This window comes from Streptomyces sp. UNOB3_S3 (genome assembly GCF_020740895.1).
Lineage (GTDB): Bacteria > Actinomycetota > Actinomycetes > Streptomycetales > Streptomycetaceae > Streptomyces.
In genome coordinates, this window is record NZ_JAILXP010000114.1 from 1 (window position 1) to 18,937 (window position 18,937).

Annotated in this window: 16 protein-coding genes; 9 read left to right on the forward strand and 7 right to left on the reverse strand. The window is 72.4% G+C overall.

Annotated elements, in window-relative coordinates; translation table 11 throughout:
• Window positions 1-3 precede the first annotated feature (3 nt).
• Window positions 4-420 carry a BlaI/MecI/CopY family transcriptional regulator gene (locus K6I33_RS14880; protein ID WP_229351973.1) on the reverse strand — a complete coding sequence of 139 codons (417 nt, stop codon included), beginning with the start codon at window positions 418-420 and terminating at the stop codon, window positions 4-6.
• 215 nt (window positions 421-635) lie between these two features.
• On the opposite strand from K6I33_RS14880, the gene K6I33_RS14885 reads away from it, so the two are divergent.
• The gene (locus tag K6I33_RS14885) at window positions 636-2,702 is read left to right on the forward strand and encodes a transglycosylase domain-containing protein (protein ID WP_229351974.1); all 2,067 of its coding nucleotides are present in this window, start codon (window positions 636-638) and stop codon (window positions 2,700-2,702) included.
• 66 nt (window positions 2,703-2,768) lie between these two features.
• On the opposite strand, the gene K6I33_RS14890 is transcribed toward K6I33_RS14885, so the two are convergent.
• Window positions 2,769-4,022, reverse strand: a complete 1,254-nt coding sequence (locus K6I33_RS14890) for a hypothetical protein (protein WP_229351975.1) — start codon at window positions 4,020-4,022, stop codon at window positions 2,769-2,771.
• Between the two features lie 491 nt (window positions 4,023-4,513).
• On the opposite strand from K6I33_RS14890, the gene K6I33_RS14895 reads away from it, so the two are divergent.
• The 4 genes from K6I33_RS14895 (at window position 4,514) to K6I33_RS14910 (ending at window position 9,386) form a co-directional block, all read left to right on the forward strand.
• The gene (locus K6I33_RS14895; RefSeq protein ID WP_229351976.1) at window positions 4,514-6,037 is read left to right on the forward strand and encodes an MFS transporter; all 1,524 of its coding nucleotides are present in this window, start codon (window positions 4,514-4,516) and stop codon (window positions 6,035-6,037) included.
• A 113-nt stretch (window positions 6,038-6,150) separates the two neighbouring features.
• Complete coding sequence (locus K6I33_RS14900; RefSeq protein ID WP_229351977.1) at window positions 6,151-6,420, forward strand: acyl carrier protein; 270 nt, start codon at window positions 6,151-6,153, stop codon at window positions 6,418-6,420.
• Window positions 6,410-7,633: a beta-ketoacyl synthase gene (locus tag K6I33_RS14905; RefSeq protein ID WP_229351978.1), complete on the forward strand. Its 1,224-nt coding sequence runs from the start codon at window positions 6,410-6,412 to the stop codon at window positions 7,631-7,633. Before K6I33_RS14900 ends, K6I33_RS14905 begins: the two co-directional genes overlap by 11 nt.
• Window positions 7,634-7,664: 31 nt before the next feature.
• Window positions 7,665-9,386 carry an FAD-dependent monooxygenase gene (locus K6I33_RS14910; RefSeq protein ID WP_229351979.1) on the forward strand — a complete coding sequence of 574 codons (1,722 nt, stop codon included), beginning with the start codon at window positions 7,665-7,667 and terminating at the stop codon, window positions 9,384-9,386.
• Window positions 9,387-9,448: 62 nt separating this feature from the next.
• Here K6I33_RS14910 and K6I33_RS14915 read toward each other — a convergent pair whose 3' ends face one another.
• The 4 genes from K6I33_RS14915 to K6I33_RS14930 form a co-directional block, all read right to left on the reverse strand.
• Window positions 9,449-10,615 (reverse strand): beta-ketoacyl-ACP synthase III, encoded by a 1,167-nt coding sequence (locus tag K6I33_RS14915; protein ID WP_229351982.1) that lies wholly within the window; start codon window positions 10,613-10,615, stop codon window positions 9,449-9,451.
• A 34-nt stretch (window positions 10,616-10,649) separates the two neighbouring features.
• Complete coding sequence (locus K6I33_RS14920) at window positions 10,650-11,573, reverse strand: hypothetical protein (protein ID WP_229351985.1); 924 nt, start codon at window positions 11,571-11,573, stop codon at window positions 10,650-10,652.
• Between the two features lie 293 nt (window positions 11,574-11,866).
• On the reverse strand, window positions 11,867-12,583 hold the full coding sequence (locus K6I33_RS14925) for a peptidyl-tRNA hydrolase (protein WP_229351987.1): 717 nt from the start codon (window positions 12,581-12,583) through the stop codon (window positions 11,867-11,869).
• A complete protein-coding gene (locus K6I33_RS14930; RefSeq protein ID WP_229351988.1) occupies window positions 12,580-13,506 on the reverse strand; it encodes a LysR family transcriptional regulator in 927 nt (308 codons plus the stop codon). Before K6I33_RS14930 ends, K6I33_RS14925 begins: the two co-directional genes overlap by 4 nt.
• Before the next feature lie 98 nt (window positions 13,507-13,604).
• Between K6I33_RS14930 and lpdA the strand changes: the two genes are divergently transcribed.
• The gene (lpdA, locus tag K6I33_RS14935; protein WP_229351989.1) at window positions 13,605-15,041 is read left to right on the forward strand and encodes a dihydrolipoyl dehydrogenase; all 1,437 of its coding nucleotides are present in this window, start codon (window positions 13,605-13,607) and stop codon (window positions 15,039-15,041) included.
• A gap of 205 nt (window positions 15,042-15,246) precedes the next feature.
• Entirely contained in the window at window positions 15,247-16,167 is a 921-nt protein-coding gene (locus K6I33_RS14940; RefSeq protein ID WP_229351990.1) for a GNAT family N-acetyltransferase, read from the forward strand.
• Between the two features lie 23 nt (window positions 16,168-16,190).
• Here the strand turns inward: K6I33_RS14940 and K6I33_RS14945 are convergent, their stop codons facing one another.
• Window positions 16,191-17,117 carry an oxidoreductase gene (locus tag K6I33_RS14945; RefSeq protein WP_229351991.1) on the reverse strand — a complete coding sequence of 309 codons (927 nt, stop codon included), beginning with the start codon at window positions 17,115-17,117 and terminating at the stop codon, window positions 16,191-16,193.
• Window positions 17,118-17,197: 80 nt separating this feature from the next.
• Between K6I33_RS14945 and K6I33_RS14950 the strand changes: the two genes are divergently transcribed.
• Both K6I33_RS14950 and K6I33_RS14955 read left to right on the forward strand, forming a co-directional pair.
• Window positions 17,198-17,806, forward strand: coding sequence for a TetR family transcriptional regulator (locus K6I33_RS14950; RefSeq protein ID WP_229351992.1), 609 nt, complete (start codon window positions 17,198-17,200; stop codon window positions 17,804-17,806).
• A gap of 58 nt (window positions 17,807-17,864) precedes the next feature.
• On the forward strand, window positions 17,865-18,937 hold a 1,073-nt coding region (locus tag K6I33_RS14955), incomplete at its 3' end, for an alpha-amylase family glycosyl hydrolase (protein ID WP_308297166.1).

Consider the following 18,937-nt stretch of genomic DNA (forward strand, 5'->3'; position numbering starts at 1 on the left):
GGGTCAGCGGGGGCGGGGGATGCCGGTGAGGAGCTGCCGCAGCAGCTCCGCGTCCTCGAGGGCCAGGCCGTCGGCGAAGCGGGTCAGCACGACTTCCCGGTCGGGGCGCCCTTCGAGGACCTTGTGCATCCGGCGGGCGGCGAGCCCGGCCTCGTCGGTCAGGGGCGCGTAGGCGTAGGCGCGGCCGCGCGGGGTGCGGGTGAGCACGTCCTTGACGAGCAGCCGGGAGAGGATCGTGACCACCGTGCTGTAGGTCAGCTCGCCCGGGAGGGTGCTCTGGACCTCGCGCGGGGTCAGCGGGGTGCCCGCGCGCTGCAGCGCGGCGAGGACCTCGCCCTCCAGCGCGCCGTTGGCACGGCGCCGCCCCTGGCGCACGACGACGGCGGGTACGGCCGTTTCCATCAATTCGGCCGCTTCCATCTCTCCGGGCGTTCCTTCCGCTGTGCGCGCCATGACCTCTACAGGAGTGTAAAGGACTCGGCGGACCGCGCGGAACCTAACGGATCTTCAGATTCCGGTATGACAGACTCCCGGTAATCGAGCGACAGAGCCGAAGACGGATGTTCGGTAAGGGTGGGGGCATAACGGTGAGCGAGCGGCACAGCAGGGCGCGTGCCCGTAAACCCTTCGCTTCCGTGCGCGGCCGTCGCGGGCAGCGGGCCGCCGACACCGGCAGTGCGGGCTCCTCCGGCCACCGCTCCCGCTCCCGCCGGCGCTCCGGCGGGGCCACCGGCCGGCTCGGCGCCCTCGGCACCCGGCTGGCCCGGCTCCGGCCCGCCTACCCCCGCCCGGGCCGGACGGGCGCGCGCCGCTGGATACCCTCCTGGCGCCAGACCCTCGGCCTGTTCGGCTGCCTCTTCGGCACCCTCGCCGCCGCCGTGGCGGTCCTCTACACCACCACCGAGATACCCACCGACCTCAACGACTTCGCCACCCAGCAGGACAACGTCTACTACTGGGCCGACGGCAGCGAGATGGCCCGCACGGGACCCGTGAACCGCCAGGACGCCGCCCTGGACAAGGTTCCCGAGAAGGTGCGCTGGGCCGCCCTCGCCGCCGAGAATGAGACCTTCTACACCGACAGCGGGGTCTCCGTCAGCGGTATGACCCGGGCCGTCAGCAAGATGATCGGCGGCGGGGAGACCCAGGGCGGCTCCACCATCACCCAGCAGTACGTGAAGAACGTCTACCTCAACCAGCGGCAGACCTTCACGCGCAAGCTCACCGAGATGTTCATCGCCATCAAGCTCGACAACGAGATGAGCAAATCGGACATCCTCCAGGGCTACCTCAACACCAGCTGGTACGGGCGCGGCAGCTACGGCATCCAGCGCGCCGCCCACGCCTACTACGGCAAGGACGTCTCGGAGCTCACCCCCAGCGAGGGCGCCTTCCTCGCCGCCCTCCTCAAGGGCGCCGGCCTCTACGACCCCTCGCTCGGGCCCAAGAACCACGAGCGGGCCGTGGAGCGCTGGAAGTGGATCCTCGACCGCATGGTCACCATCGGCAGGCTCTCGCCGCAGGAGCGGGCCAAGTACACGACGTTCCCCGAGCCCAAGGCCCCGCCCAAGCCGGCCGGGCTGACCGGGCAGACCGGCTATCTCGTCGACACCGCCCACGCCTACGTCCTCGCCCACAGCGACGTCTCCGACAAGGACTTCGACCTCGGCGGCTACCAGATCCACACCACCTTCGAGAAGCCCAAGGTCGAGGGCCTGGCCAAGGCCGTCACCGACGCCACCCGGGGCCTCGACCCCGACAAGCGGGAAGCCGACCGGGACGTACGGATCGGGGCCGCCTCCGTCATGGCCGACGGGCGGATCGTCGCCCTCTACGGCGGGCCGGACTACCTCAAGCAGGGCTTCAACGACGCCAACTCCACCGTCGTCCCGGCGGGCACGGCCTTCGCCCCGTTCGTCTACGCCTCGGCCCTGGCCAACGGCATCCAGCGCGAGCGCGGCGGCGCCCGTGTACCCGTCACCCCCGCCACCGTCTACGACGGCAATGACAAGATCGCGATACGGACGCCCGAGGGCCCGTACTGGGACCGCTCGGGGAAGATCGTCAAGGGGCGCAACGAGGGCGACAAGTCCTGGGGGAAGATCACGCTGCGGGAGGCGGTGGCCCAGTCGGTCAACTCCTCGATCATGCAGCTCGGCATGGACACCGGCCTGGACAAGGTCGGCCGCACGGCCGTCCAGTGCGGGATCCTGGAGGAGAGCCTCGGCCCGCAGGTGCCCGCCTTCTCCCTCGGCACCACCCGGCCCAGCGCCATCCGCATGGCCGCCGCCTACGCCACCTTCGCGGCCAAGGGCATGAACGCCGAGCCGTACTCCGTCACGGAGGTCAGCCGCAACGGCGACCCCGTGTCCGTGGAGAAGTCCGTCGCCGTGCGCGCGCTGTCCGCGAGCGTCGCCGGGGCGGTGGACGACGCCCTGCGCGCCGGTGTGCAGAACGGGCACGGGGTCGCGGCCAAGGCGGCCGGCGCGGGCACGGCGGCCACGGCCGGCACCGGCCCGGACAACAAGTCCGCCTGGTTCGCCGGCTACCGGGGCGCGGTGTCGACGGCCGTCTCGCTCTCCCGCATCGACCCCAAGAGCCAGGAACTGCTGCCGCTGGACGGGCTCGGCGGCACCGCGAAGACCGTCCAGGGGAGCGCGTACCCGGGCGACATCTGGACGCGGTACATGGCCAAGCGTTAGCGCTCCGCGCCGGTTACCTGCGGGCCGGTGGGGGCTTGTCGCGCAGTTCCCCGCGCCCCTTACGGGTCACTTCAGGAACGTTGTCCAGTCCGGTGCCTGTGCGGGGTCCAGGCCGCGCAGCTTCGCCAGCACCTTGGGGTCCTGGGCGTCCAGCCAGTCGGCCAGCTGCTTGAAGGACACGCAGCGCACGTCGTCCTTCTTGCACACCGACTTCATGACGTCCTCCACGGCCTTCATATAGATGCCGTCGTTCCAGTCCTCGAAGTGGTTGCCTATGAACAGGGGCGCCCGGCTGCCGTTGTAGACCCGGTTGAAGCCGTTCAGATAACCGTCGCGGGTCAGCTGCCGCCACTCCGTGTACTTCGCCGGGTCGCCCTTGGTGTTGTCGCCGGACTGGTTGTAGAGGAAATTGAAGTCCATGGACAGGACCTGCTTGTCGCTCTTGGGGTACGGGAGCAGCTGGAGCGGGAAATTCCAGATGTCGTTCTTCTTGGACGGCCACAGCTGGAAGTCACCGGGCGAGCTGGCGTCGTAGCGCCAGCCGAATTCCTTCGCCGCCGTCAGCAGGTTCTTCTGCCCTTCGAGGCAGGGGGCGCGGCCGCCCACCAGCTCCTTCTTGTAGTCGAAGGGCAGCGGGGGCAGGTCCTTGTAGCCGGTGTTCGTCTTCCAGTTCTCGACGAAGGAGTACGACTGCTCGATCTCGCTCTTCCACTCCGCCGGGCTCCAGTCGCCACCGCCCTTGGTGCCGCAGAAATGCCCGTTGAAGTGGGTGCCTATCTCATTGCCGTCCAGCCAGGCGCCGCGCACCTGATTCAGGGTGTCCCGGATGTGCGGGTCGGTCGCGTACGATATCGCCGCTTCGCCCGGCTTGTGCTGCGGCGGCTTGTACAGCGTCGCCTTCGATTTCGGCAGCAGATACATGGCGGTCAGGAAGAACGTCATCTGCGCGTTGTTCTGCTTGGCGACCTGCCGGAAATGGGAGAACAGATGGTCGTCGCCCTCCAGGCCGCCGTCCCAGGAGAAGACGACGAACTGCGGGGGCTTCTCGCCGGGCTTCAGCTTCTCGGGCTTGGCGACCTTCGGCTGCGGGCCGGTGAAGGACGTCGAGCCGTCCCCGAGGACCTTGACCTTGCCGTCCCAGGGCTCTTCCTCCTTCTTGCCGTCGCCCGCCGCGGCCTCCCCGCCGGCCCGCGCGGAGGACGACGAGGCGTTGCCCTTGTGGCCCTCGTCCCCGCCGCCCCGCGTCAGCCCGACGACCAGCGCCGCCACCACGCATATGGAGCCCAACGCCGTCGGACCGTAGACAGACCTCTTCGACAACGTCGTACTCCCTGGCGACGGTACAGATGTTCAGGTGGTAAGTATCACAGGCGCCTGTGACAACTCCGCATCAAGGGATGGTCCGCGACGACCATGCACGAACCGGGCGCGATCTCCCCGGCCCGGGCCCGTGCGCCGGACCGGCTCCGCCGCCGGCGGCCGCGGCTGCCCGGCGTGCCAGGCACACGGACGGCCCGACCGGCAACTCCGTTGTCAATGCACGTACTTCGGCATCCCGCGTTCGTGAGACCGCGCCCTACGCGTCCGCGGGCAGCTGGTAGTTGTGATCTCGTGAGCACCTCAACACAGCCGTGCGGTCCGGCCTCCGGCCTCGGTCCCTCAGTGGTCCGCGCATCGTTCCGCCCGGTTGGACACGGAAACGGACACGGACACGGGCAGGGGTACCGCGTCCGGTGACGGCCGCCACCGAGTCCCCACGTGGCGAAGCCGACGCCGTCCGCCGGGGAAAGCCCCGTGGAGTCCTGTTCTCCATGAGTCTGGCGCTGATCCTGGTCGTCGCCTCCATGTCCGCCCTGAACCTCGCGCTGCCGGACCTCGCCGTCGGTCTGGCCGCGTCCACCACATCCCTGACGTGGATCATCGACGGCTACACGGTGACCCTCGCCGGGCTTGTGCTGCCCATGGGTGCTCTCGGCGACCGCGTGGGCCGTCGTGCGGTACTCGTCGTCGGCACCATGGTCTTCGCGGCCGCGGCCCTCGCCGCGGCCGACGCGTCCGGTACGACCGCCCTGGTCGCATGGCGCGTGGTCATGGGTGTCGGCGCGGCCATGATCATGCCGGGCACTCTGTCGACGATGACCGCCGTCCTGCCCGCCGGGCAGCGCTCGCGCGGCGTCGCCATCTGGGCCGGGTGCGGGGCCTCGGGCGTCATCATCGGGATGCTCGCGTCCGGCGCCCTGCTGGAATGGTTCAGCTGGCGGTCGATCTTCGTCACCAGCTCCGCCGTCGCCCTGGCCGCCGCCCTCGCGGCCGTACTCCTGGCCCCGGAGACGAGGGAGGCGCACCCGCGCCGCTTCGACGTGGCGGGGGCGGTGTGCACCGCCCTCGCTCCCGGTGCCCTCGTGTACGCCCTGATCGAGGGGAACGACCGGGGATGGGGCCGGCCGCAGGTGATCGGGGCTCTGGCCGCCGCGGTGCTGGCCGGTGTCGCGTACGTCGTCCTCGGGCTGCGAGCCGCCCAACCCCTGCTCGACCCCCGCCTGTTCCGCGACAAGGGCTTCCGGGCCGGGGCCGTGACGATCGCGGTGCAGTTCATGGCGGTCTTCGGGTTCTATTTCGTCGGCCTGCAGTACGTGCAGCTGGTCCTCGGCTACACCCCCTGGAAATCCGCCGTGGCCCTCGTGCCCATCGCCCTCGTCGTCGTGCCCACCTCGCAGCTGACCCCGCGGCTGGCCCGCGCGCTCGGCACGCGCACGGTGATGACGACCGGACTGCTTCTGCTGAGCGCGGGCCTGTTCGCGGGGTCGCTGCTGCATGCCGATTCCGGATACCTGCCGTTTCTCGGCTGCCTCCTGCCCGCCGGCGCCGGTGTCGGTATGACGGGAGCCGTCGGGACCGCGGCGATCACCGGCTCGCTCACCCGTGACCAGCAGGGTGTCGCCTCGGCGGTGAACGACGTGACCCGCGAGGTGGGCGCGGCCGTGGGCATCGCGCTGATGGGCTCCGTGTTCGGCAGCCATTACCGCTCCTCGCTCCCCGACGTGGTCTCGCGCCTGCCCGAGGCCGCGGCCGAAGCCGTGCGCCACTCCCCGGCAGGCGGCCTCTACGTGGCCGACCACATGGCCGACCGCGCCGGGGCCGGGGGCGCGGGCCTCGCCTCGGGCGTCAAGGACGCCTTTATGAGCGGCATGTCCACGGCGCTCGGCACGGTCGCCGTCATCGTCGTCGTCGCGGTCTGTTTCCTCATCGGCACCCCCAGGAAGGCCAAGTCACCAGGGGAGTCGGATGAGTTGGAGCCGTCGAGGGAATCCGGTGAAGCGGCCACGGCCGGGTGACACCTCGTAGCCCAACGGTCCGGAAGCCGTTGCACATGACGCGCCCCAGGGCGTGACGATCACGAGCGGCGGTTCCGGCCGTTGCGCACCAGATGAGAATGAGGAGAACCACCATGACCGAAGCAGTGCCGCAGACGTCGCCGTCGGAGCTTCCCCCGCAGCTCGTCCGCCTGGTGACCGAGCACCTGGAGGTGAACGTGGACCCGGCGGAGCTCTCCGCGCAGACCACGCTCGAGAGCCTCGGCGTGGACTCGCTCGGGATGATGGAACTCGTGGTGGCCGCGGAGGCGGAGTTCGGCATCGTGGTGCCGGACGAGGCCCTGGACCTCTCGCTGACGACCAGCCTCGGCGATGTGGCCCGGGTGATCGCACGTGCAGCCTGAGATCGCGGTCACCGGCCTCGGCCTGGTGACCCCGGCAGGGCACTCGGCGGAGGCGAACTGGGCGGCCCTGTGCGAGGGCCGTTCGCTGGCCGCCGCCGATCCCGAACTGGCCGGATTACCCACAGACTTCTCCTGCCGGGTGCTCGGCTTCGACGCCCGGCGGGAACTCGGACCGTCCCTCGCGCGACGAGTGGACCCCTTCATCCAGTTCGCCCTCGTCGCCGCACGGCGGGCCGTCGCCGACGCCGCCCTCGACACCAGCGCCTGGCAGGCGGAGCGGGTGGGCGTCATCCTGGGGGTCGGGACCAACAGTCTGGGCGGCTACCTCACCGAGTTCGGCCATCTCGTCGCGGGAAATCCGGAGCGGGTCTCACCGCTCGCCCTCCCGCGCAGCGTGCCGAACATGGCCGCGGGCGAGGTCGCCATCGACCTCGGGGCGCGCGGCCCCAACTTCACCACCTCCAGCGCCTGCGCCTCGGGCGCCACGGCGATCGGGGTCGCACGGGACCTGCTGCGCTCGGGCTCCTGCGACATCGTCCTCGCGGGCGGCAGCGAATCGCCGGGGTCCCGTATCGCGGCGGCCTGCTTCTCCCGGATGCGGGCCCTGTCCCGGCGCCGGGAGCGGCCGGAGCTCGCCAGCCGGCCGTTCGACGCGGCACGCGACGGCTTCGTCCTGGGCGAGGGCGCCGCCGTCCTCGTACTGGAGCGCCTTGCCACCGCCCGTGCCCGCCGGGCGCCCGTCCTCGCCCTGCTGCGCGGTTACGGGGCGGGTTCCGACGCCTACCATCCCATCGCCCCGCATCCCGACGGCGACGGCGTGGCCCGGGTCCTGCGAGCGGCCCTGGAGGACGCCGGCTGCCGCCCCCGGGACATCGGCCACGTCAACGCGCACGGCACCTCGACCCGGATGAACGACGCGGCCGAGGCGGCGGCTCTCGTCCGGGTCTTCGGTGACGACATGCCGCCGGTCACCGCCTCCAAGGGCGTGATCGGTCATGCGCTGGGGGCGGCCGGAGCGATCCAGGCGGCGTACACCGTCCTCGCCCTGCGCCACGGGACGGTCCCGCCGACGGCGAACTTCGAGGTCCAGGACGGGCCCCACAAGGTGGACGTGGTCGCGGGCCTGCCCCGCCCGACGGCCGCGGACACGGCGGTCAGCTGCTCCTTCGGATTCGGCGGGCAGAACGCCGTCCTGTTGTTCACGGCTCCGTGACGCACGCGACCCACACCTCTGGAGGTCTGTAATGACCACGCCACAGCTCGACGTCCTGGTCGTCGGCGCCGGTCCGACGGGCCTGACCGCCGCGCTCCTGCTGGGCAGGGCGGGGGTGCGGACCCATGTGGTGGCCCGGCACCCCGGCACGTCCCGGCATCCCAAGGCACACGTCGTCAACGCCCGCACGATGGAGCTCTTCCGGCAGTGGGGCCTGTCCGGTGCGGTCGGCGAGGCCGCGCTTGCGCCGGAACGCGGCCTGGGCATGGGGTGGATGACCCGCATGGCGGGCCGGGAGCTCGGACGGATCATGGTCGACGACGATCCCGCCGCCCTTGAGGCGATGCTGACGCATTCCAGCGAGATCCTGCGTTCCTGCCCCCAGGACGTGCTGGAACCCCTCCTCCTCCGGGCGGCCGAAGCCCACCCCGGTGTCACCGTGGAGTTCGCGACGGAAGTGCTGTCCGCCGAGCAGGACGCCGAGGGCGTCACCACGAGAGCGCGGGCGTCGCGGGACGGCGCGGAGCGGACCTTCCGCTCCGCGTACGTCATCGCGGCCGACGGTTCCCACAGCACGATCCGGAGCGGCCTGGGGATCCCCGCCCCCCGGCTGCAGGCGTCGGGGCACATGATCGGTGTCCACTTCACCGCCGATCTCGCCGCCTGCCAACGGGACCGGCCCTTTCTGCTGTGGTGGATCGTCAACCCGGATACCCAGGGAGTGTTCATCACTCTGGACGGCCGTCACCGCTGGGTGTACCTCTTCGGCTACGACCCCTCCCGCGACGTCGCACGGGACTTCACCCCGGAGCGCTGTGCGCGGATCGTCCGGCACGCGGTGGGAACACGCGACGCGGCCGTCGACGTCCTCGGCGTCTTCCCGTGGCGGATGGAGACCGCCATCGCCGAGCGGTTCCGCGAGGGACGTGTCTTCCTGGCCGGTGACGCCGCCCACCGCTTCCCGCCGACCGGCGGCTTCGGCATGAACACCGGCATCCAGGACGCCCACAACCTCGCCTGGAAGCTCGGGCATGTGCTGAAGGGCACCGCCGGGGAGGCACTGCTCGACACCTACGAGACCGAGCGGCGCCCGGTCGCCATGGCCAACGCGGAGCAGAGCGTGGCCAATGCCGAGCGCATGGCTCCCACAGGAGCCCTGCTCGCCGACCCTTCCTCGCTCCTCGAGGTCGAGAACGAACGATCCCCCGAGGGCGCGGCATTGCGGGCCAGGATCTCCGCCGCCATCCCGGCCCAGCGCGAGCAGGCCTTCTTCACCGGGCAGACCTTCGGCTTCGCCTACGACTCGGCCGCGATCGTCCCGGACGGCACGTCGGCACCCGAGTCCACCGTGTCGGTCTACCGGCCCACGGCGTGCCCGGGCGCGCGAGCCCCGCACCTGTGGCTACGGAACTCCGCCGATGAGCTGGTGGCCCTTCATGACGCGATCGGCGACCGTTTCGCCGTGCTGACCGGACCGCGGGGCCGGGCATGGGAGAACGCCGCGGCCGAGGCGGGCCGTCGCTGGGGCCTGGACATCGGCGTGCTGCGCATCGGGCCGGGCGGCGCCTGGCGGGACGAGGCGGGGCAGTGGCAGGAACTCTACGGAGTGGGGCCGTCGGGCTGTGTGCTCGTGCGGCCGGACGGTCATGTCGCCATGCGCTGCGTCACCGACCCCGGTGACGCGCTCGGTGCACTGACGCGGGCCTTGTCCCGGGTCCTCGCACAGGAGAGGTCACCGGTCGCCGTCGGCTGACGCCGCGGCGTTCGGGCCGGTGGAAGGAGCGGGCGAGGCCGATGCCGTCGCCCGCTCGCTCTTTACACCACGGTGAGCTGCATAAAGCCGTAGGTGAAGCGCCCGCTTTCGGGCACCCAGCACAGCAGCTTCTGCCCGGGCGTCAGGCGTCCGCCGTTGAGCAGTTCCTCGAGCATGATGAACACGGAGGCGGACCCGGTGTTGCCCTTGGAGGCGAGGTTCGTGAACCACTTCTCGCTCGGGATGCCCAGTCCCCGCTCGCGGAAGGTCTCCTCGAACGGACGGCGGAAGTACGCGGACGAGTAGTGCGGCAGGAACCAGTCGTAGTCGTCACCGGTGACATCCCTGCGCTCGCGCAGGACGTCGATGCTCTCGCCGAGCAGCTTCGTGATCAGCCGGCCGAGCTGCCGGGCGTCCTGCCTGATGTAGAAGTACTCGCCTTCCAGCGCCGCGCGGGGACTCCCCGCCTGCCGCCAGCCGGTGAACGATCCGTCCTTGTGCTTCACCGCACCCGCGTACATGCACGGATCGGCGAGGTGGGCCATGGAGATGATCTCGACCCAGTCGACCCGCAGCGAGACCGACGCGCCCCGGGGCTCGTCGGTGACCAGTACGGCCGCCGAGCCGTCGGACAGCATCCAGCGCAGGAAGTCCGCCTCCAGGGCGACCACGGGGTTCGCCCGGAGCCGCTCCGTCGCCCGCTCGTCGTCGCTGTCGGCCGGCTCGTAGCCGGACTCGAAGTAGGCGGACCGCAGGCTCGCCGAAGCGAGTTCCGACGCCGTCGAGATGGCGTTCCTGCTGGTGCCCGAAAGCACACTGAGGTAGGCGTACTTGAAGGCGGTCAGGCCGGACATGCAGACGCCCGCGGTGCTGACCGGCTCGCACGGAGGACAGCCCAGCTCGCCGTGCACCATGACCGCGTGGTTGGGCAACGCCTGGTCGGGCAGGCTCGTGCCGCAGGAGAGTGTGTCCAGGTCGGCCAGTGAGAACCCGGTCCGGTCGCACAGCGCCCGGACCGCCTCCACGGTGAGCCGGCAGTTGGTGTGGGTCATCTCGCCGCTCACCGGATCCAGCGCGTAGTGGCGGGACGTGATGCCGTTGCTCTGCAGCACTGTCGTCTTGGTCCGCGACCGCCGGCCGCCGACCTGCCCGAGCACGTTCTCGATCTCGTCGTTGTCGACGGGCTCGTTCGGCAGAAAAATTCCGACCCCGGAAATGTAAGCAGGCATTGTCTTCCCACGTCCCTTTCTTCCGTAAGTACGACTATCGGCAGCCGTCCTGTGGGTCCAACGCCTGCGTGCCCCGGAGGTAGCGGGTGAGACGTCCGGCGAAGACGCGGCCCAGTACCGGTGTCAGCACGGCGGACGTCACGAGGAGGACCGGCAGCGTCACCACCAGCGTCAGCACGAACAGCAGGGCGACCGGTTTGCGGAGCACGCTCCCCGGCCCGCCGCACAAGCGGGCGATCCGCGCGAGCGCCACCATGAGCGGGGCGATCGCCGTCTCGGGCAGCAGCGAAGCCGTGGGCACCTTGGCGGGGGCCAGATCCGCGAGAAGCGGCGCGGGCCGGGGCTCGGCCCAGAGGTCGGCGGTCTCGCGGAGCCGCTGCCCGAACCGTTCCAGCCCCTGAAGCTCACCGCTGGAGACGCCCGCGGCGGGCAGGAAGGCGAGCTTTTCGCGCCGCCCTGTGATCATGAGCCAGGGAGCTGTCAGATAGCCGGCCGACGAACCACCCTGATGCGTGAGCACGACGTTGTCCGTGAGGACGCCCCCGGCCCGGGCGACCAGCCGCCGCATCCCGCCGTACGCGCGCTGCCACATCTGCCGGCAGCAGATCACGCTGATCACTCGTGTACCGCGCAGCACTTCGGCCTGCGGTGCGGTGAAGAACGCCTGCATCGGCAGCGAGGGGGACAGGAACCAGACCTGCCAACCGAGGATGACGAGGTCGAAGCGTTCACGTGGATCGAGCCCCATCGGCGCCGGCTCCGGCGGCCGGCCGGTGACCGCCTCCGGCATGCAGTCGAAGAATTCCACCGCCCTCCAGGGGAACGAGTAGCGGGGCACGCTGTCGACCTGCCGCCAGCAGATCTCCACGCCCGGCGCCCGCAGGGGCGCGGTGAGCGCCTCGAGAGCGTTGCGGACATCTCCCGACTGGGAGTAGTAGACGACGAGGACGCGCTTCACCTCACGTCCTCCCCGGGCCATCTGGACGATCGATGCCGATGTCCCCATTCGGCGTCCGGATGGGGGGAGTTGGGATGGCTGCGTGCGGCCACCGTCGCAGAAGTGATCACGTGCGCATGGATACCAGCGCGTGCCCGCATGACGTGGCAATCACTCAACTGGGGGCGTGTCCCGGCGCGTCCGTGATTCGCCGCGCCACAGGGTGGCGCGCCTGATGGGGCAAGTCCCGGACCGGGCACCATCGTTGGCCCGACGGCAAGAAGCGCGGCTTCCCGAAGCCGTACGCGGCCGGTTCATCGTTGGCGCGGGAGCGGGCAGTAGCGCGCGCCTCCTTCGACCGCGACGGTCGGCCCGGGGGCGATCTCCGTGAAACCGGCGTCCCTCACCACCGGCAGCCCGCTCGTCGTCAGCTCCGCCCACTGCCCGGGCTCGGCCGTCCGCACCGACAGCGCGAAACCGTCCTCCCGCCACGCGTCCCGCGCCGCGTCGTCCAGGGCCCACCACGCGAGCTGCGCGCCATGCCCGGCCTGGGCCATGGTCTTGCCCGCCGACATCTCCAGCCCCGGGTTGAGCCACAGCACCGGCCGGGCGGGGTCCGGCGCGGCCGGCGGCTCCGGGTCGTCCAGGTCGGTGCCCGACACCTGAAGCTTCACCAGCTCCTTGGGCCAGCCGTCCAGCGGCACGGGCGGGAAGACCCGCACCTCGGCGGACTCGCCCGTCACCGCGATGCCCGGCAGCGCGGACGCCTTGCGCCACTCCGCCCCGCGCGCCCGCCGCACGACCTTGCGGATGCGGGCGTCCTGCCAGTCCGCCACCGCCCGCGCCCACTCGCCGTCCCCGGTGGCCCGCTCGTCCGACAGCAGCCACAGCACCGCCCGCGCCGCCGTCTCCAGCGCGTCCGTGCGCGCCGGGGGTGCGGTCTTCTCGATCCGCACCACGAGGGGCAGTACGAACTGGGGGGCGCGGTCGCGGGGGTCCTCGTCGAACGGGACGGTGTCGTTGCTGGTCACGCCCCCAGTCTGCCAGCCGCCCTGCCGGCCGCCGCGCCCGGCGGATCACCGCGCAGGAGCTCCACGCACCGTGCCACGAAGGCGGCCGCCACCCCCGTCGGCTCCACGCGCGAGAACACCGTCTGCTCCCGCCGCCAGCGCGGATCGACGGCCACCGGCACCGCGCCCGCCGTCGCCGCCGCGAGGTACCGGGGCGCGGCCACGATCCCCAGCCCGGCGGCGGCCATCCGCACCGCCGTCGACGACTGCTCCGTCTCCACCGCCGTCACCGGGGTGAAGCCCCGCTCCTCGCACACCACGTCCAGCCACCGCCGCCCGCCCACCACCGGCTCCAGCGCGCACCGCACCCACGCCCGGTCCGCGAGCTCCTCCAGCGCGACCGGATCCGTACGTTCCGCCAGCGGGTCGCCGGCGGAGACGACCAGGACGATCTCCTCCTCGCCGAGGGAGACCACCGGCCCCGGCCAGTCCCGCGGGCGGGGCCCCACGGCCAGGTCGGCGACACCGCGCTCCATCCGGTCGCGCAGCTCCTCCGTGGTGACGCACTCGTGCAGCCGCAGCGCGACCCCCGGGAACTCGGCCCGCCAGCGTGCGAGGACCGCCGGCAGAACGCCGGCCGCCAGCGCGTGCAGCGCCACGATGTGGAGCTCACCGCCCTCCGCCCCGGCGGCGGCCCGGGCCGCGCGGCGGGCCCGGCCCGCGCTGCGCACCGCGAGCTCGGCGTGGGGCAGGAAGGCCCGGCCCATCGGTGTGAGCCCGACGCCGCGCGACAGCCGCTCCAGCAGCGGGCCGCCGACGGTCCTTTCCAGCGCCTTGATCTGGTGGGAGAGCGCGGACTGGGTGACGTTGAGGGTGTGCGCGGCCCTGCTGAAGGACCCCTCCTCCACGACCGCGACCAGGTACTCCATCTGCCGCAGACTCATCCCGTACGCCCCCCCGACCCCGCCCATGAAGAGCCGTCATCGATCCCATCGAAAGCTTGCGTTGGACTCATCATCGCCGGTGGGCGGAGGGTGGAGGCATGCATGAGACAGATGTCATCGTCATCGGCGGCGGTACCGGCGGCTACAGCACCGCGCTGCGCGCGGCGGCCCTCGGGCTCGGCGTCGTCCTCGTCGAGCGCGACCTCGTCGGCGGCACGTGTCTGCACCGCGGCTGCGTTCCCAGCAAGGCGATGCTGCACGCGGCGGAGCTCGTCGACGGAATCGCGGAGGCGCGGGAACGGTGGGGGGTGAAGGCGACGCTCGAGTCCGTCGACTGGTCCGCCCTGACCGCGACCCGGGACGACATCGTCTCCCGCAACCACCGGGGGGTGGAGGGCCGGCTGTCGCACGCGGGCGTGCGGGTCGTCCGGGGCTCGGCCACCCTGACCGGCCCCCGCGCGATACGGATCGTCGGCGGCGACGGGGCGGGCACCGCGTGGCGGGCCCGGCGCGGCGTCGTCCTCGCCACCGGCTCGCGGCCCCGGACGCTCCCGGGGCTGGAACCGGACGGCGTCAGGGTCGTCACCAGCGACGACGCGCTGTTCGCCCCCGGGCTGCCCGGCTCGGTCCTGGTGCTGGGCGGCGGCGCGATCGGCGTCGAGTACGCCTCGCTGCACCGCTCCCTGGGCGCCGAGGTGACACTGCTGGAGGCCGCCGACCGGCTGCTGCCGCTGGAGGACGCCGACGTCGGCCGCCACCTGGCGCGCGGTCTGAAGAAGCGCGGCATCGACGTCCTGACCGGCGCGCGACTGGACGAGGCGCACCCGTACGACGGGGGTGTACGGGTCGTCGTCCGCACGGCGCGCGGCGAGGCGCGGACGCTGGAGACGGAACGGCTGCTGGTGGCCGTGGGCCGGGCCCCGGTCACCGACGGCCTCGGCCTCGCGGCGGCCGGACTGGCCACCGACGCCCGGGGCTTCGTCGCCCCGGCCGACTGGTCCCGGCTGGAGACGGCCGTCCCCGGCGTCCACGTCGTCGGCGATCTGCTGCCCCCGCCGTCGCCCGGCCTGGCCCACGCCTCCTTCGCGGAGGGCCTGCTGGTCGCCGAGACCCTGGCGGGCCTCGCGCCCCGGCCCGTCGACTACGCGGCCGTGCCCCGCGTCACCTACTCCAGCCCGCAGACCGCCTCCGTGGGCCTCACCGAGGCCGCGGCGCGAGAACTGGGCCACCCGGTCCGGGCCGTCACGATGCCGCTGACCGCCACCGCCAAGGGCATGGTGCACGGCCAGGGCGGCATGGTGAAGGTCGTCGCCGAAGCCGCCGAAGCCGCCGGACAGGGCAGCGGCGGCCGGGTGCTGGGCGTCCACCTCGTGGGCCCGCACGTCTCCGAGATGATCGCCGAGAGCCAGCTCGTCGTCGGCTGGGACGCGGAGGCCGCCGACGTCGCCCAGCACGTCCACCCCCACCCGACGCTGTCGGAGGCGGTCGGCGAGGTCATGCTCGCCCTCGCGGGCCGGGGCCTCCACCAGCCGTAGCCGCGGGAAAACCGGTGGACCCACGCGTCCGGCGGGCCCTAGAGTCCCGGCAGACGTCCGAGAACCCGGAAAGGAGGGGCGAGAGATGAACCGCACCGACAGCACTGTCACCACTGTCCCGCGCTCCCGCCCCCTCCGCCGGGCGTCCTCCGTCTGACACCTCGTCCGACCGGGAGCGCGACCGCCCGCCTCCGGAAGGATCCCCATGACCTCCCTGGTCATCCGTGCCCTCACCGAGCACGACACCGCGCTCTTCACCACTCTCGACACCGGCCCCGCCCTCGTCGGCAGGGCCGCCTTCGGCCACACCTACGCGCCCGTCCACCTCGGCGGCGAGTACCGCCCCGACTGGACCTGGGTGGCGCTGCGCGACGGCCGCGTCGTCGCCCGCGCCGCCTGGTGGGGCGGGCCCGGCGACGAGGCGCCCAAGGCCCTCGACTGGTTCGACTTCGCCGACGGCGAGACCGAGGCGGCCGTCCAACTGCTGCGCACCGCCCCGCTGAGCGCCGAGTACGCCCTGCTCGCCCCGCCCGGCTGGCGCGACCGGCCGCGCGTACGGGCCGCCGTCGAGGCCCGTACGACGGCCGCCGAGGCCGCCGGGATGCGGCCGCTCGTCGAGCGGTACCGCTACGAGTGGACGCCCGCCTGCCCGCTGCCGGAACGCACCGGTCGCCTGGTGTACCGGCCCGAGCCGGACGACGCGGTGTTCCGTGACGCCGTGCGCCGCACCATGGACGGCACGCTGGACGCCCACGACCGCCGCACCATCGCCGGGTCGGGCCCGGACGCCGCGGCCGACGACATGATGGACTTCCTCCACTGGCTGCCGTCGCCCCGCGAATGGTGGCGGCTCGCCTTCACCCCCGCCGGAGACCTCGCCGGCCTCCACGTACCCGCCCACAACCCGGCCGGGCCCTGCGTCGGCTACATCGGCGTCGTCCCCGAGCGGCGCGGCCACGGCTACTCCCACGACCTGCTCGTGGACTGCACCCACGACCTGGCCGACTGGGGCGCCACGAGGATCGCGGCCGCCACGGACAAGGGCAACACCCCGATGGCGGCGAGCTTCGCGCGGGCGGGGTATCCGGTGACGCAGGAGCGGATCGACTTCGTGCCGGCGGATTAGGGAAACCGGTCCAGGAAACCGGTCTAAGGAAGCGGGAACCGGACGTCGGTGAGTCGTTCCGACAGTTCCCACAGGCGGCGGCCGGTCCCGGGATCGGCCGCCGCGGTGGACAGCGGCACCCGCGTCGGGCCGCCCCGCAGCTCGGCGAAGCCGTCCGGCCCGATGAACTCACCGCCCTGCGCGTCCGGGGCGGTGGCCGCGTACAGCTGGGGCAGCGCGCCCTGCTCGGGGCGCTGCGCGAGCGGGGCGAGGACGTGGCCGAACAGCACCTTCACCATGCCGACCGGCGAGCTCGTCTGGAGGTTGGTGGAGGTGTAGCCGGGGTGGGCGAGCACGCTGCGCACCGGGCTGCCGGCCGTGGTCAGCCTCCGGTGGAGTTCCCGTCCGAAGACGGCGTTGGCGAACTTCGACTGGTTGTAGAAGCCCATGGGCGAGTACGCGCGCTCGCCGGAAAGGTCGTCGAAGTGGAGGTGCCCCTGCCGGTGGTTGGCCGAACTCACCGTGACCACGCGGGGGTCGTCGCCCTTGGTCAGCAGGTCGAGCAGCAGGCCGGTGAGCGCGAAGTGGCCGAGGTGGTTGCAGGCGAACTGCAGCTCGTGGCCCTGGGCGCTCAGTGAGCGGGGCGGCGCCATCACGCCGGCGTTGTTGACGAGCACGTCCAGCCGCGGATGATCGGCGCGCACCTGATCGGCGAACGCCCGGACCGAATCGAGATCGGCCAGGTCGAGGCGGCGCACCTCAAGCCCGGCGCCGGGCTGCTCGGCGGTGATCTCTGCGGCGGCCCGGCGGCCCTTCGCCTCGTCGCGTACGGCGAGGATCACGTGCCCGCCCTTGCGGGCGAGTACCCGGGTGGTCGCCAGGCCGAGGCCGCTGTTGGCCCCGGTGACGACGAACACCCGCTCGGCCTGGTCCGGGATCTGATCGGCGGTCCAGCGCTGCTGCTTCGTCATGCGGCACACGTTGCCGTTTGTGTCACTCGGTGTCAATAGGTCACTGGGTGACATGGATGGCATCGCGGTAGGATCGCCGGGTGAGCACCCGCCCCGAAGTCACCCTGGCCCAGCGCAAACGCCAGCTCGTCGCCAATGAGTTGAGCGAAGCGGCGCTGCAGCTGCTGGCGCTGAAGGGGTTCGACGCGGTCACCATCGACGAGATCGCGGCCACCGCCGGCGTCTCCAAGCGGACGTTCTTCCGGTACTTCGCCTCCAAGGAGGACGTGGTCGTCCAGTTCCTGGCCGGCATGGGCACCGACATGCGCGCGGCGCTGGCGTCCCGCCCCGCCAAGGAGCGGCCGTCCGTGGCCCTGCGGCACACCGTGTGGGTCTCCATGGCCGCCTGCGCCGACCATTCCGACAGGGCACTGCGCGTGGTCCAGCTGATCCTGCGCACCCCCGCCCTGCGCGCACGCTTCCTGGAGCACCAGGACCAGTGGCGCGACGGCCTGGCGGCGGAGCTGGCGCAGCGCCTGGGGCTCGACCCCGGCACCGATCTGTACCCGCAGCTGGCCGCCGGGATGGCGCTCACCGCCTTCGACGCCGTGCTGCGACGGTGGAGCGGCAGCGACGCCGCCGAGGACCCCGCCGAACTGACCGACCGGGCCTTCGCCACGATCGCCCCGGCGCTGGACGCCCTCGGGTGAGCCGTCGGGGCTGAAGCCGGCCCGGCCGGGAAAACTCCCCTCATCGAGAGGAGCCGCCGTGCTGTTCGAGGTGTGGGCACCGCAGGCCCGGCGCGTCGCCCTGGTGGCGGACGGCCGGACGTACGCCATGGACGCCGACCCGGCCCGCCCCGGCCGGTGGCGGGGCGAGGCCCCCGCCGGGCACGGCACCCGCTACGGCTTCGCCCTCGACGGCGGCCCGCCCCGGCCCGACCCCCGCTCGCGCCGGCAGCCGGACGGTCCGGACGGGCTCAGCGCCGTCGTCGACTTCGCCCGCTTCGCCTGGCGGCATCCATGGCCCGGCCGGGGGCTGCCCGGCGCGGTCCTCTACGAGCTCCACACCGGCACGTACACCCGCGAGGGCACCTTCGACGCGGCGGCCGCGCGGCTGCCCCACCTCGCGGACCTGGGCGTCACGCACGTGGAGCTGATGCCCGTCTGCCCCTTCCCCGGCCGGCACGGCTGGGGGTACGACGGGGTGGCGCCCTGGGCCGTGCACGAGCCCTACGGCGGCCCGGACGGGCTGCGGCGCTTCGTGGACGCCGCGCACGGCCTCGGCCTGGGCGTCGTCCTCGACGTCGTCCACAATCACCTGGGCCCGTCGGGCAATCACCTGCCCGCGTACGGCCCGTACTTCACCGACACCCACCACACCCCCTGGGGCGCGGCCGTCAACCTGGACGCCCCCGGATCCCCGGAGGTGCGGGCGTACCTCATCGGCAGCGCCCTGGCCTGGCTGCGCGACTACCGGCTCGACGGGCTGCGGCTGGACGCCGTGCACGCGCTCGCCGACACCGGCCCCCGGCACTTCCTCGCCGATCTGTCAGCCGCCGTCGACGAGCTGGCCGGACACCTCGGCAGACCGCTGTTCCTCGTCGCCGAGTCCGACCTCAACGACCCGGCCACCACCACCCCGCGCGACACGGGCGGCCACGGCCTCCACGCCCAGTGGAACGACGACTTCCATCACGCCCTGCACACCGCGCTCACCGGCGAGTCCCAGGGCTACTACGCCGACTTCGCCGCCGACCCGGCCCACGCCCTCGCCAAGACCCTGCGCGGCGGCTTCTTCCACGACGGCACCCACTCCGCCTTCCGCGCCCGCCCCCACGG